Origin of the sequence: Variovorax sp. efr-133-TYG-130, assembly GCF_030208835.1 — a bacterium.
Lineage (GTDB): Bacteria > Pseudomonadota > Gammaproteobacteria > Burkholderiales > Burkholderiaceae_C > Variovorax.
On sequence record NZ_JARVTD010000038.1, the window covers coordinates 1 to 12,329 of the forward strand.

12 protein-coding genes, 1 pseudogene and 1 other annotated feature are annotated in these 12,329 nt (G+C 64.6%); of the genes and pseudogenes, 10 read left to right on the forward strand and 3 right to left on the reverse strand.

Translation table 11 applies throughout. The features are described 5' to 3' along the window. Positions 1 to 61 precede the first annotated feature (61 nt). Positions 62 to 511: a hypothetical protein gene (locus QRN67_RS29600; RefSeq protein ID WP_285414737.1), complete on the forward strand. Its 450-nt coding sequence runs from the start codon at positions 62 to 64 to the stop codon at positions 509 to 511. Positions 512 to 639: 128 nt separating this feature from the next. Here QRN67_RS29600 and QRN67_RS29605 read toward each other — a convergent pair. Both QRN67_RS29605 and QRN67_RS33250 read right to left on the reverse strand, forming a co-directional pair. Then, positions 640 to 1,871, reverse strand: a protein-coding gene (locus QRN67_RS29605; RefSeq protein WP_285414738.1) for an IS3 family transposase whose coding sequence is annotated in 2 segments (ribosomal slippage) — positions 640 to 1,583 and positions 1,583 to 1,871 — 1,233 coding nt in all. Because the reading frame shifts where the segments join, the coding sequence is not laid out codon by codon here. Then, positions 1,477 to 1,593: a sequence feature (AL1L pseudoknot), on the reverse strand. Its footprint overlaps the gene before it by 117 nt. 149 nt (positions 1,872 to 2,020) lie before the next feature. Then, positions 2,021 to 2,563, reverse strand: coding sequence for a helix-turn-helix domain-containing protein (locus QRN67_RS33250; RefSeq protein WP_350226967.1), 543 nt, complete (start codon positions 2,561 to 2,563; stop codon positions 2,021 to 2,023). On the opposite strand from QRN67_RS33250, the gene QRN67_RS29615 reads away from it, so the two are divergent. Next, positions 2,538 to 3,110, forward strand: a complete 573-nt coding sequence (locus QRN67_RS29615) for a helix-turn-helix domain-containing protein (RefSeq protein ID WP_285414786.1) — start codon at positions 2,538 to 2,540, stop codon at positions 3,108 to 3,110. The genes QRN67_RS33250 and QRN67_RS29615 overlap by 26 nt on opposite strands. 192 nt (positions 3,111 to 3,302) lie before the next feature. Beyond that, complete coding sequence (locus tag QRN67_RS29620; RefSeq protein ID WP_020723420.1) at positions 3,303 to 3,497, forward strand: YqaE/Pmp3 family membrane protein; 195 nt, start codon at positions 3,303 to 3,305, stop codon at positions 3,495 to 3,497. A gap of 266 nt (positions 3,498 to 3,763) precedes the next feature. Here the strand turns inward: QRN67_RS29620 and QRN67_RS29625 are convergent, their stop codons facing one another. Then, a complete protein-coding gene (locus tag QRN67_RS29625) occupies positions 3,764 to 4,036 on the reverse strand; it encodes a helix-turn-helix domain-containing protein (RefSeq protein WP_106937839.1) in 273 nt (90 codons plus the stop codon). A gap of 271 nt (positions 4,037 to 4,307) precedes the next feature. Between QRN67_RS29625 and QRN67_RS29630 the strand changes: the two genes are divergently transcribed. The 7 genes and pseudogenes from QRN67_RS29630 to QRN67_RS29660 all read left to right on the forward strand — a co-directional run bounded on the left by QRN67_RS29630 (position 4,308) and on the right by QRN67_RS29660 (position 12,069). Further along, positions 4,308 to 4,865, forward strand: a complete 558-nt coding sequence (locus tag QRN67_RS29630; RefSeq protein WP_285414739.1) for a helix-turn-helix domain-containing protein — start codon at positions 4,308 to 4,310, stop codon at positions 4,863 to 4,865. Between the two features lie 362 nt (positions 4,866 to 5,227). Beyond that, positions 5,228 to 6,403 carry an efflux RND transporter periplasmic adaptor subunit gene (locus QRN67_RS29635; RefSeq protein ID WP_285414740.1) on the forward strand — a complete coding sequence of 392 codons (1,176 nt, stop codon included), beginning with the start codon at positions 5,228 to 5,230 and terminating at the stop codon, positions 6,401 to 6,403. 10 nt (positions 6,404 to 6,413) lie between these two features. After that, complete coding sequence (locus QRN67_RS29640) at positions 6,414 to 9,557, forward strand: multidrug efflux RND transporter permease subunit (RefSeq protein ID WP_285414741.1); 3,144 nt, start codon at positions 6,414 to 6,416, stop codon at positions 9,555 to 9,557. Positions 9,558 to 9,561: 4 nt separating this feature from the next. Continuing rightward, positions 9,562 to 10,971, forward strand: a complete 1,410-nt coding sequence (locus QRN67_RS29645) for an efflux transporter outer membrane subunit (RefSeq protein WP_285414742.1) — start codon at positions 9,562 to 9,564, stop codon at positions 10,969 to 10,971. Between the two features lie 121 nt (positions 10,972 to 11,092). Continuing rightward, a pseudogene (locus QRN67_RS29650) lies at positions 11,093 to 11,310 on the forward strand (IS3 family transposase); the annotation flags it as partial. A gap of 160 nt (positions 11,311 to 11,470) precedes the next feature. Further along, a complete protein-coding gene (locus tag QRN67_RS29655) occupies positions 11,471 to 11,749 on the forward strand; it encodes a type II toxin-antitoxin system Phd/YefM family antitoxin (protein ID WP_106937835.1) in 279 nt (92 codons plus the stop codon). After that, positions 11,749 to 12,069 carry a type II toxin-antitoxin system RelE/ParE family toxin gene (locus tag QRN67_RS29660; RefSeq protein ID WP_106937834.1) on the forward strand — a complete coding sequence of 107 codons (321 nt, stop codon included), beginning with the start codon at positions 11,749 to 11,751 and terminating at the stop codon, positions 12,067 to 12,069. The genes QRN67_RS29655 and QRN67_RS29660 overlap by 1 nt, the downstream gene beginning before the upstream one ends. Positions 12,070 to 12,329 lie beyond the last annotated feature (260 nt).

Consider the following 12,329-nt stretch of genomic DNA (forward strand, 5'->3'; position numbering starts at 1 on the left):
ACTCCTTCTGCCTACGCAGTTATAAGTGTGTTGCATCGACCGGTTGAATCCGCCGGCCCTTATGGACATTGCCCTGAATCCCGGCGACAAGTGGATTCGGCAGCTGGCAGCGCATGCGTTGATGGTTGGGCACGAGCGCATCGTGCCTTCGGTCCTGCAGCGAATCACACCGAAGGTTCTGACGGGCAAAATTCCGCGTGTGGCGTCAAGATTGCTGGTGTTGCTTACTTGCGCCGGGGACGTCGATGCAGTCCTCAGGGCCGCCGAGACGCTCTCAACCAGTTCGACGCGGCGCGTGCTGTTGCTCCTCGCCATCTGGGTGCTTCGGGAGCATGACCAGCATTTGGCAGAACGCATCGGGCGGATGCTGCCTCCTAGCAGCGTGGGCGTTTCCTGGGCGTTGGCCGGGGGCGAGGGGAAGCTGCGCGATACCGCGCTGGATGACCTGGGCGACCCGCCCTGCGTGGATCAGGTGCTGCAGTTCATGCAGCCGAAGAACATGGAAAAATGACCGTGCGCCTCACCGAGGGCAGAGAAGAGATGCGACGGTTCGAGCCTGTAATGAGTGGTCATCAGTGCGGCGCTAACTGCCGTGAGCAGTGAATCGCCCCGGCTTTCATGGAGGCCGGTTGGTTTAAGTCATACCGCCGTCTTGACGGGCTGACTGGCGAGTTGCCGGTAGTAGTTTGCCTCGGCTTCTGCAGGCGGGATGTAGCCGATGGGTTCGAGCAGGCGATGGTGGTTGAACCAGGACACCCATTCGAGCGTCGCGAAATCCACCGCCTCCTTGGTCTTCCACGGTGCCCGGCGATGGATCAGCTCGGCCTTGTAGAGGCCGTTGATCGTCTCGGCCAGGGCGTTGTCATATGAGTCGCCTTTGCTGCCCACTGATGGCTCAATGCCAGCCTCGCCCAATCGTTCCGTGTACCGGATACTGACGTATTGCGAGCCGCGATCGGAGTGACAAATCAAGCTGCCGTCGCGTTCGGGTTGACGGTCGTACAGCGCTTGCTCCAAAGCATCGAGCACGAAGTCCGTGCGCATTGAACTGCTGACTCGCCAGCCCACGATGCGTCGGGCGAACACATCGATCACGAAGGCGACGTACAGCCAGCCCTGCCATGTCGACACGTACGTGAAATCCGAGACCCATAGCTGGTTCGGGCGCTGCGCTCGGAACTGCCGGTTGACCCGATCCACGGGGCATGGCGCTCTGGGATCGCTGATCGTGGTCTTCACCACCTTGCCGCGCATCACGCCTCGCAGCCCCAGGCGCCGCATCAGCCGTTCGACTGTGCAGCGCGCCACCGCAGTGCCCTCGCGTGCCAGTTGCCTCCAGACCTTGTCGGCCCCATAGACCTGCATGTTGGCCTGCCAAACGCGCTGTATCGCCGGCATGAGAACATCGTCGCGGTGTGATCTGGCGCAGCGCTTGTGCGGCTCACGCAGCAGCGCCGCGTGCCGCCGGTAGCCCGACGGGGCGACCTGCAAGACCTTGCAGATCGGCTCGACCCCGAAGGTGGCACGATGCTTGTCGATGAAATCCCTCAGGACTTCAGCCGGCGGTCGAGCTCCGCCTGGGCGAAAAACGCGCTCGCCAGCTTCAGGATATCGTTGGCTCGGCGCAGCTCCTTGACCTCGCGTTCGAGCTCCTTCATCCGCTGGGCCTCGCAGGTCGTCACGCCTTCTCGAACGCCGTTGTTGACCTCGTCGCGCTTGACCCATTCGTTCAGCGTCTGCGGCACACAGCCGATCTTCGGTGCAATCGACTCGACTGCCGCCCACAGCGACGGGTACTCCCCGCGGTGCTCCTGCACCATCCTCACCGCGCGCTCGCGCACCTCAGGTGAAAACTTGTTCGACTTCTTCATGGCTCAATCCTCTCAGAGTGTTGAGCCTCCACAAAATCCGGGGCGATTCACTCGATGACTTGACCTTTTCCTGGTTGGAGACCCAGACGCCGGATCAGTAACAGTTAGAGCCGGTGGTTCAGACCAAAGAGCTTCCTACCGATCAGCACTCAATCGGTAGCCTTGAGCCGGCTGGCATATTCGAGGAGTAGCTTTCGCTGCTTCATATCCAACTGACCGAACCAAAGGATTAGCTTGGCCAGGTCGTCATCGGCTGAATAGAAATAAGCAAGTGGGACACGAAGCTCCTCTGCAAGGCGATTCGCAAATGCAACGTTGGGCTCGTGTATTCCGCTCTCGTACCGAGAGATGCGAGCGCTTGCGGTTCCTTCGTCCAGTCCTGCCTTGACGCCGAGTTTGTCTTGCGGCAGCCCGGCCGCCAGTCTGGCAAGTCGCAACCGAGCGCCGAAGACCGAACGAGATGGAGAGGGGCTGGTTTTCACCCTACGATACTCGTAATGCCAGTCGCCAAAGTCTCTACGTTTATCGTAGAATCGATGCATATCGGAACGCGCCAGGCTGCTACTCGTGACCAATCGAACGCTTGCATCTCCTTTGCCGACGGCCCGACCGCTGCGCTTGCCGGTCTCGGTGACGCGCGGGCGGTCTCGGCCGCTTGCATCTGTTGTGCGGAACCTGTCTGCTGCACGCATCGGTGCGCAGGTAAGGGCGCTGCGTATGGCCTCGGGACGGTCTGCGGGCCAGCTCGCGCTGGCGTCGGATATCTCGGCCTCGATGCTTTCGCGGATCGAACGGGGGCTCGTCTCGCCCTCGGTGGAGACCTTGGAGCGGCTTGCGCAGGGGCTGCATGTGCCGGTGTCTCGCTTCTTCGGGGACCAGGCGCGGCGCACGGACTTCTGCCATGTGAGGGCAGGCCAGGGGCTGGTGGTCGACCGCATCGGCGCGGTGGAAGGCTACCGGTACGAGCTGCTGGGGCATTCGCTGTCGGGCAACCTGTTCGTGGAGCCCTACCTGGTAACGCTTTTGCCGGAGGCGGGACCGTACGTGACCTTCCAGCATCCGGGGCTCAAAGTCCTGCACTTTCTGTCGGGGGTGGTGATTTACCGCTATGGAGCGAAGGCAGTAGAGGTCGGGGCAGGGGACACGCTGCTGTTTGATGCGACGGCGCTGCATGGGATCGAGGCGATCCATTCGGGGCCGGTGTCGTACCTCTCGGTGGTTTTCACGCTGCGCGATTGACCCTAAAAGTTGACGCGACCTCTACATCGATTCTCATCAATGTGGTGAGATCGTGCTTCCGCCGCTGCTCTCTGGTTCGACAAGCAGGTTCATCGCTGCTCAAAATTTATGGGGAGGGTACTTGGCGTCAACTGACAGAGGCGGACTTGTTCCAGCGGATTGAATGACCGCCCGACGATCTAGGAGAGAAAAGTGCGCTTGCTGATTGCCTTGATTCTGCCCTGGCTGACGTTCTTCACCATCGGCAGGCCGATTGCTGGAGTGATCTGTCTCGTTCTCCAGCTCACGATCATCGGCTGGTTGCCGGCAACCATCTGGGCGGTGTACGGGCTGGGGCAGTACAAGACCGACAGGAAGATCGAAAAGGCGCTCAGCCAAAGGACGTGAAGGCGGTAGACGCAGCCGCCGCCGACCCGTACTTTTTCATGCTGGCCGTGCATCTGGACGGGAGTGATTCGGCAATCTGCGCAGGCCTGTAAGAACGCGGACTTCCTCCTCCTGTGCCATTGCGCGCGGCATGTCGATGGCGTCGCCTTGGTTCCGCCGTGCAGTGCGTCCCCTCCCGTCCTTTCTGAAGTTCGGCATGCCGAACAGGCGGCGACCGCGCACGCGAATCCGCCTCCGCCTGTCGAAAGTCGCAGCTTTCCGAAGATCTATCCCGATGCCGAATTGGCTCGGAGTTCCTTCTTGTAGCGTTTCATGAGGGATTGCATGAGCTCTGCGGGATCTGCTTCGAGCCCGTTGCACAGGAGGACGAGGCTGGTTAGCGAGGGACTCGAGGTGCCCGTCTCCAGTTTGGCGATGAACGTGCGATTGAGTCCCGACGCAAATCCAAGCTCCTCCTGATTGAAGCCGCGCACCGCTCGCCGAGCTTTGAGCTCGGCTGCAAAGGCCTTCAGCAGTGCGGGATCCTGCGTCGATCGCATGCGATGACTCTCATCGCATGGTCTTCTTTATGCACCCGCTTCTATGGTACAAAACGTCAGCTGCGACGTCCTCGTATCGAATTTGGATCGAGGGTGGCGCCGGAGAACTCGGCCAGAACTCTTCGATTCAGGCCTTCCTTGCGGGCACGAAATCCAGATGACGCGTCGCCAAATCGCCTCGCCCCTTCCTACGGCACGTCCGCTGCGTCTGCCGACCTCGGTCACGCGTGTCCGGCCGAGGCGGCCGCCGCCGGCGCCGCGCAACCCCTCCATGTCGCGCATCGGCATGCAGGTCAAGGCGCTGCGCATGGCGGCGGGGCTATCGGCCGGGCAACTCGCCTTGGCGTCGGAGATCTCGGCGTCGATGCTCTCGCGGATCGAACGGGGGCTCGTGTCGCCCTCGGTGGAGACCTTGGAGCGGCTTGCGCAGGGGCTGCACGTGCCGGTGTCACGCTTCTTCGGGGACCAGGCGCGGCGCACGGACTTCTGCCATGTGCGGGCAGGGCAGGGACTGGTGGTCGACCGGATCGGGGCCGTGGAGGGCTACCGGTACGAGCTGCTGGGGCATTCGCTGTCGGGCAACCTGTTCGTGGAGCCCTACATGGTGACCCTTTTGCCGGAGGCCGGACCGTACGTCACCTTCCAGCATCCGGGGCTCAAGTTCCTGCACTTCCTGTCGGGGGCGGTGACCTACCGGTATGGCGCGAAATCGGTGGAGGTCGGTGCAGGGGACACGCTGCTGTTCGATGCGACGGCGCTGCACGGTATCGATGCGATCCATTCGGGACCGGTGTCGTACCTCTCGGTGGTTTTCACGCTGCGCGATTGAACGGCTCGCGGCGACACCGTCAGCCTGTTGATCGAGGGGGCTGCCGATCAGGCTCGTCGCTCGGGCATTCGCCCACACCTGTTCTTTTTTACTTCGCTTGGCTTCGGTGTCCGGCATGCCGAACACCGAAGGAGCTTTGGCTAACGGTCGTAAATGGGCTCTCCCCTTCGATGGAAGGGCCGAGGATGGCTTGGACACCGGTGAGGTCCCGGCCGCGGTGGGCATGGTCGGCCTGCGGCGAACCTTGGTCCTGAAGTTCTCCATCGAATCTCGACACAGCCTCATCCGAGCCCCAACGCTGTCCTTGAACAATCGTCGTTTGTTGCTGCTCGCGGAGGTCCGCCAGCTTCTCGAAGACACCCATGAAGATCGATTTTCTGCTCCGCCAGGGCGGCATGTTCGCCCTGGCATTGGTCCTGATCGCTGGCTGCGGCGGCGCGGAGACCGACACCGGGCAGGCTGCGCCGCCCGCGCCCATCGTCTCGGTCATGACGGTGCGTGCCACCCGGCTGGCGCTGACGCAGGACCTGCCAGGTCGCGTGGCGGCCGTGCGCGTCGCTGAAATCCGTCCACAGGTCAGCGGCATCGTCCAGCGTCGGCTGTTCGAGCAGGGCACGGAGGTGCGCGCAGGCCAGGGCCTGTTCCAGATCGATCCGGCTGCGTTCAAGGCGGAAGTGGAGACGGCGGCGGCAAGCGTGCAGCGTGCCGAGGCCGCGCTGGCACGCGCACGGACGCAGGCGACCCGTCTCCAGCCCCTGGTCGAGGCCGATGCGGTCAGCGGCCAGGCCTATGACGACGCCGTCTCCCAGCGCGATCAGGCCGCAGCCGACGTGAAGCAGGCCCGCGCGACCCTGGCGCGCCGGCAGCTCGACCTCCAGTTCGCGCGAGTGGAGGCGCCGATCTCCGGGCGCATCGACCAGGCCCTGGTCACCGAGGGCGCCCTCGTCGGCAGCGGCGACACCCATCCGATGGCGCGCATCCAGCAGATCGACCAGGTCTACGTGGACCTGCGCCAGCCGGCCGGGTCGCTCGACGCGCTGCGTGATGCGCTTTCAACGCATCAGCCGGACGCCCGGGACGGTCTGGCGGTGACCCTGCTGCGAAGCCATGGCGAGCCCTACACAGCCAAGGGGCGCATCCTGTTCTCCGGTGTCAACGTCGACGCCGGAACCGGCGCCGTGCTGCTGCGCGTGCTCGTGGACAACCCTTTGCGCGAGCTCCTGCCCGGCATGTTCGTGCGGGCGCGGGTACCTCAAGCCAGCCATGCCCAGGCCCTCATGGTGCCGCAGCAGGCGGTGGTTCACGTGGCGGGCCAGCCCCAGCTGTGGGTGCTCAGCGACCAAGGACAGGCGCACCGCAAGGCGGTCGACCTGGGTGAGCTGGTCGAGCGCAGCTACCGCGTGCGTTCCGGGCTCAATGCTGGCCAGAGGGTCGTCGTCGAAGGCATGGAGCGCCTGTCCGAGGGCGCATCCGTGAAGCCCCGGGACTGGAAGCCGGCGGATGTGGCCACGGCGGCCGACGCCGCGGCCGCCCGCTGAGAACGCCGCCATGCCGCAGTTCTTCATCCAACGCCCGGTCTTCGCCTGGGTCGTCGCCCTGTTCATCATCCTGTTCGGGGTCATTGCGATCCCGATGCTGCCGATTGCCCGCTATCCCGCCGTGGCGCCTCCCACCGTCAGCATCACCGCGACTTACCCGGGGGCGTCGGCGCAGACCATGAACGACGGGGTCGTCAGTCTCATCGAGCGAGAGCTGTCCAGCGTCAAGAACCTGCTGTACTTCGAATCGTCCGCCGACGCCTCCGGTTCGGCCTCCATCGTGGCCACGTTCAAGCCGGGCACGGACCCTGCCATGGCCCAGGTCGACGTGCAGAACAAGCTCAAGGCCATCGAGCCGCGGCTGCCACAGGCCGTGCGCCAGAACGGCCTGGCGGTGGAATCCGCCGCATCGGGCTTCCTGATGATCATCGGGCTGAGCTCCAAGGATGGGCGTTTTACCGAGACAGCGTTGAGCGACTACATGGTCCGCAACATCGTCGAGGAACTGCGCCGCATCCAGGGCGTGGGCAAGGTGCAGATGTTTGGCGCCGAGCAGGCCCTGCGCATCTGGGTGGACCCTGACAAGCTGATCTCGTACGGCCTGTCGATGAACGACCTGTCGGCTGCAGTCACCCAGCAGAACGCGCAGATCGCGCCGGGCGCCATCGGCGCTTCGCCCTCGCTGCCAGGGCAGCGCGTGACCGTGCCGCTGACGGTGCAGGGCCAGCTGAGCACGCCCGAGGAGTTCGCGGCGATCGTGCTGCGCGCCAGCGCCGACGGCTCCAAGGTGACGATGGGCGACGTGGCACGGGTCGAACTGGGTGCGCAGTCCTATGGCTTCATCAACCGGGAGAACGGGAAGGTCGCCACAGCGGCGGCCGTGCAGCTGTCTCCGGGCGCCAATGCCGTGCGCACCGCGCAAGGCGTGCGCGACAGGCTCAAGGAGCTCAGGCGCACCATGCCGTCGGGCATGGACTACTCGGTCCCGTTCGACACCGCGCCCTTCGTGAAGATCTCCATCGAGAAGGTGATCCACACCTTGATCGAAGCCATGGCGCTGGTGTTTCTGGTGATGTTCCTGTTCCTGCAGAACATCCGCTATACGCTGATCCCGGCCATCGTGGCGCCGATCGCCTTGCTCGGAACCTTCGCCGTGATGCTGGTGGCGGGGTTCTCGGTCAACGTGCTCACCATGTTCGGCATGGTGCTGGCCATCGGCATCATCGTCGACGACGCGATCGTCGTCGTGGAGAACGTCGAGCGCATCATGGCGAAGGAAGGCCTCGCGCCACGCGAAGCGACGATGAAAGCCATGCGGGAGATCACCGGCGCGGTCGTCGGCATCACGCTGGTGCTGACGGCGGTGTTCATTCCCATGGCCTTCGCCAGCGGCTCCGTGGGTGTGATCTACCAGCAGTTCGCGCTGTCGATGGCCGTGGCGATCCTGTTCTCCGCCTTCCTGGCGCTGACGCTCACGCCTGCGCTGTGCGCGACGCTGCTGAAGCCGGTGGCGCAGGGACACCACGAGAAGCGGGGTTTCTTCGGCGGGTTCAACCGGCGCTTCGATGCCATGAATGCGCGCTACGCCTCGCGCGTCGGCCAGATAGCCGCGCGCGCCGGTCGCGTCATGCTGGTGTTCGTGGCGCTCTGTGTCCTGTTGGTCCTCGCGTTCCGGCAACTGCCCTCGGCCTTCCTGCCGGAAGAGGACCAGGGCTACTTCATGACGGTAGTGCAGTTGCCCGCCGAGGCCACCATGGAGCGCACGCTGGACGTCGTCAAGAAGTTCGAGGCGCACACGGCGAGCCGCCCTTCGATTCAGTCCAACATGACCGTTGTCGGCTTCGGCTTCTCCGGCTCGGGTTCGAACGCGGCCATGGCCTTCACGATGCTCAGCGATTGGGACCGGCGCAACGGCGCGACCGCCAGTGGCGAGGTGGCTCTGGCGCAGCAGGCCATGGCGGGAACCACCGAGGGAACGGTCATGAGCCTCATGCCGCCCGCGATCGACGAATTGGGCAACAGCTCGGGCTTCGCCCTGCGGCTGCAGGACCGTGCCAACCAGGGCCATGCCGCGCTCAAGGCCGCCGAGGCCAAGCTGCTTGCGCTGGCCGCCGAAAGCAAGGTCGTGACCGGCGTCTACCCTGATGGGCTGCCGCAGGGCACCAGCATCCGTCTGGATGTCGACCGCCAGAAAGCCGAAGCGTTGGGCGTGTCCTTCTCCAACATCAGCGAAACGCTGTCCGCCGCGATGGGCTCGGCCTACGTGAACGACTTTCCCAATGCCGGGCGCATGCAGCAGGTCGTCATCCAGGCCGATGCGCCCGCACGCATGCAGATCGACGACGTGCTGCGTCTGCACGTGCGCAACAGCAGCGCAGGCATGGTGGCATTGAAGGAGGTGGTCACGCCTGTGTGGACGGACACGCCGCTGCAGCTGGTGCGCTACCAGGGTTTCCCCGCCACGCGCATTTCAGGCAACGCGGCACCGGGTGCTTCCAGCGGAGCGGCGATGGCGGAGATGGAGCGGCTGGCTCGGCAGCTGCCGGCCGGCTTCGCCCTCGAATGGACAGGCCAGTCGTTGCAGGAGCGGCAGTCCGCCGCCCAGGCACCAATGCTGATGGCGCTGTCCATGCTGGTGGTGTTCCTCGTGCTGGCGGCGCTTTACGAGAGCTGGGCCATCCCGCTGTCTGTGATGCTGGTCGTCCCCTTGGGCCTGCTGGGCGCGGTGGCGGCCGTCCTGCTGCGCGGCATGCCCAATGACGTGTTCTTCAAGGTCGGGATGATCACCGTCATCGGCTTGTCGGCAAAGAATGCAATCCTGATCGTGGAGTTCGCCAAGCAGCTGCGCGAGGAGGGCAAGGGGCTGATCGAATCGGCGGGCGAGGCGGCGCGCCTTCGGCTGCGCCCCATCCTGATGACATCGCTCGCTTTCGGCATGGGAGTGGTGCCGCTGATCGTCGCCTCGGGCGCCAGCGCCGAGACACAGCGCGCCATCGGCACCGGTGTGTTCGGCGGGATCGTGACGGCCACCGCCCTGGCCATCTTCTTCGTGCCCGCCTTCTTCGTGTTCGTGATGAGCTTGCAGGAGCGCCTCGCGGCTTGGCGTATGGCGCGCCGCCCCCGTGTCAGGCATGGCCATGGGCAGGAGGGCTGACGCGATGCGGATCCTCCTTCTTCCTGTCGTCCTGGCGCTGTCCGCCTGTTCGCTGACGCCCGGGCTGTTCAAACCCGCGACGCCGATCCCCGAGATGTATCCGGGCCAGGTACCGGCCGATGCCACGGCGCATGGCGCAGACCTCGGCTGGCGCAGCATGTTCGGCGACAGGCGGCTGCAGCGATTGATCGCACTGGCGCTTGAGAACAATCGCGACCTGCGCATCGCCGTTTTGAACGTCGAGGCGGCGCAGGCTCAGTACGGGATCCAGCGCGCGGCGCGGTGGCCCGCGATCGATGCGACCGGCAATGCGACGCGCCAGCGGACCGCAGCCAATGACGGATCGAACCCCGCCGTTCCCGCCGCCGTTCAGAATCAGTTCGGTGTGAGCGTGGGCTCGAGCGCGTTCGAGATCGACCTCTTTGGCCGCGTGCGCGCCCTGTCGGACGCATCGTTGGCGCGCTACCTGGCAAGCGATCACGGACGGCGGGCCGCGCAGATCGCCTTGGTCGGCGCGGTGGCCGATGCCTACTTCGCCGAGCGCCTGGCGCAGGAGCAGCTGCAGTTGTCCGAGCGCACGCTCGCCGACTGGCGCCAATCGCTGGACTTGGCGCGCCGCCTGAAGGCCGCCCGCCAGAGCAGCGGGCTGGAGGTTGCCCAGGCCGAGGGGCAGGTGGCAACTGCCGAGGCGGATGTGCAGGCGCGAAGGCGCGCCATGGCGCAGGCCGGTCATGCACTGCGGCTGCTGGTGGGTGCGGAGATTCCGGCCGGCTTGCCGGATGGGCTGCCGCTGCAGGATCAGCCGGTGGTGAGCCAGCTGCCGGCGGGGTTGCCTTCGGACCTGCTGTACCGGCGGCCGGACATCCAGCAGGCCGAGCAGGCGCTCATCGCGGCGAACGCGGACATCGGCGCTGCGCGGGCGGCCTTCTTCCCGCGGCTCTCGCTGACGGCATCCCTGGGCTACACCAGCCCGGCCATGGGCAGTCTGTTCGATGGCGCGCAGCGTGCGTGGAGCTTTGCGCCGCAGCTGTCCGTCCCGTTGTTCTCGGCCGGTCGGCTGCGCTCCGAGCTGCGTCTGGCCGAGGTGCGCAAGTCCAGCGCGGTGGTGGCTTACGAGCAGGCCATCGAGACAGCCTTCCGAGAAGTGGCCGACGGTCTGGCGGGGCGCGAGACCTTCGCTGTACAGCTCGAAGCCCAGGCGCGCGTGGCGGCGAGCGCAGAACGCCGTTCGGCCCTGTCCAGCCTGCGTTACCGTGCGGGAACGGAGGGACGCCTCGAACTGCTCGATGCACAACGTCAGCTCTATGCCGCCAGGCAGGCGCAGCTGGATCTGCGGCGCAGTGCGTTCGGCAGTGCGGTGGCGCTGTACAAGGCCTTGGGCGGCGGCCTGAGGGACGCGGATGCCGGGCCCTGAATTCGTGCGCGGCGCGGGGAGTCACGGTGGCGGCTGCGCCTTGGATCGCCTTGGCAAACGCCCTCATGGACGTCCGGGCATGCCGGTGTCGAGGCTGTTGATTTCCATCCAGCAGTGCCCCACTGAGCGCACAGCCGGAAAGGTGTACCGGTCCAGAGACATGCCCGCGCCGACGTGTTCGATTACATCAGGCGGTTCTACAACCCGACGCGCCGTCATTCGACGCTCGGCTACGTCAGTCCGGTACAGTTCGAGAAAGCTCAAAAAGCTCAGGTCGGCGTTTATGAGACCGGCAGCAGCCCACTCAGCCCCGTCGAATATCGGGTGAGCAAGTTTTAGTCGCATTTAGGTGCGTCAGGATCCCATGGAAATCAACGGGCGTGCGATCTGCGCCGAGTGCTTGCACGCGCCCCCAGCGCGCATCCCCGTGTCGTGTGCCAAGCCTTGACGTCAACTGAATTCGATACTAAATTTAGACCGATCCACTTCGCAAGCTGCCATGCCATCCGCCTCCAACATCAAGTCCATCTCCTATCTGAAAAGCCATGCCGCCCAGATTGCAGAAGACCTGGAGATGAACGGCACGCCGTTCTTCATCACCCAGAACGGAGAGGCGAGCATGGTGATCGAGAGTGTCAGCCAGTTTCAGGAAAAAGAGTCACTGATCGCCGCTTTGAAGGTTATCGCGTTGGGTGAGAAGGATCGCGCGCAGGGTCAGGGTATATCCGCTGCCGAATCCCGCGCGCAACTGGCCGCGGCGCGCCAACGTCGCAAGTAATGGCCGTCCGCATTCTTCCCGATGCCCAGGAAGACTTGCTTTCCCTTCAGGAGTACATGCTCGACAGGTGGAGCGAGTCCGACTGGCTCCGGGCCGAGGACGAGATTTTCGAGAAGCTGGCCCTGGTCGACACAGGTTTCTTGATGGGGGCACCCGTATCGGAGCTCGTATCCGTTGGCATCTTTGAGTACCACAGCGTTTTCACCTCACACCACAAGCTGGTCTACCGACGTATTGGCGATGACACATTCGTTTACGCCGTGGCTGGCCATCGGCAGGACTACCCCACGCTTTTGATGAAGCGTCTTCTGCGAATCTGATGGGATGGGGGCGACCTGTCTGCGCATTAGGGCCGATGGCCTGAGACGTCGGGCACGTTCTTGATGGTTTGTGGGGCCGAATGGCCTTGTATGCCACGTGCGCATGCAGCAAGCGGCCCGGCTGGATCACACGGCGCCTCCGTTTGCAGAAGTCGTGACGATACGTAACAATCGGGTCAAAAAAAAGAGAGATTGCTTCGAGGAGACGCGCCCCACGAACCACCGCGCCGGCGCCAACCACTTGCGTGTTTCCCATCCTT

Bases quoted from the DNA above. Each gene is read 5' to 3' on its own strand.
- QRN67_RS29655 (WP_106937835.1), top strand. From the start codon at position 11,471: ATGCCATCCGCCTCCAACATCAAGTCCATCTCCTATCTGAAAAGCCAT.
- QRN67_RS29625 (WP_106937839.1), bottom strand. From the start codon at position 4,036: ATGCGATCGACGCAGGATCCCGCACTGCTGAAGGCCTTTGCAGCCGAG.
- QRN67_RS29645 (WP_285414742.1), top strand. From the start codon at position 9,562: ATGCGGATCCTCCTTCTTCCTGTCGTCCTGGCGCTGTCCGCCTGTTCG.
- QRN67_RS29630 (WP_285414739.1), top strand. From the start codon at position 4,308: ATGTCGCGCATCGGCATGCAGGTCAAGGCGCTGCGCATGGCGGCGGGG.
- QRN67_RS29600 (WP_285414737.1), top strand. From the start codon at position 62: ATGGACATTGCCCTGAATCCCGGCGACAAGTGGATTCGGCAGCTGGCA.
- QRN67_RS29640 (WP_285414741.1), top strand. From the start codon at position 6,414: ATGCCGCAGTTCTTCATCCAACGCCCGGTCTTCGCCTGGGTCGTCGCC.
- QRN67_RS29635 (WP_285414740.1), top strand. From the start codon at position 5,228: ATGAAGATCGATTTTCTGCTCCGCCAGGGCGGCATGTTCGCCCTGGCA.
- QRN67_RS33250 (WP_350226967.1), bottom strand. From the start codon at position 2,563: ATGCGTGCAGCAGACAGGTTCCGCACAACAGATGCAAGCGGCCGAGAC.
- QRN67_RS29660 (WP_106937834.1), top strand. From the start codon at position 11,749: ATGGCCGTCCGCATTCTTCCCGATGCCCAGGAAGACTTGCTTTCCCTT.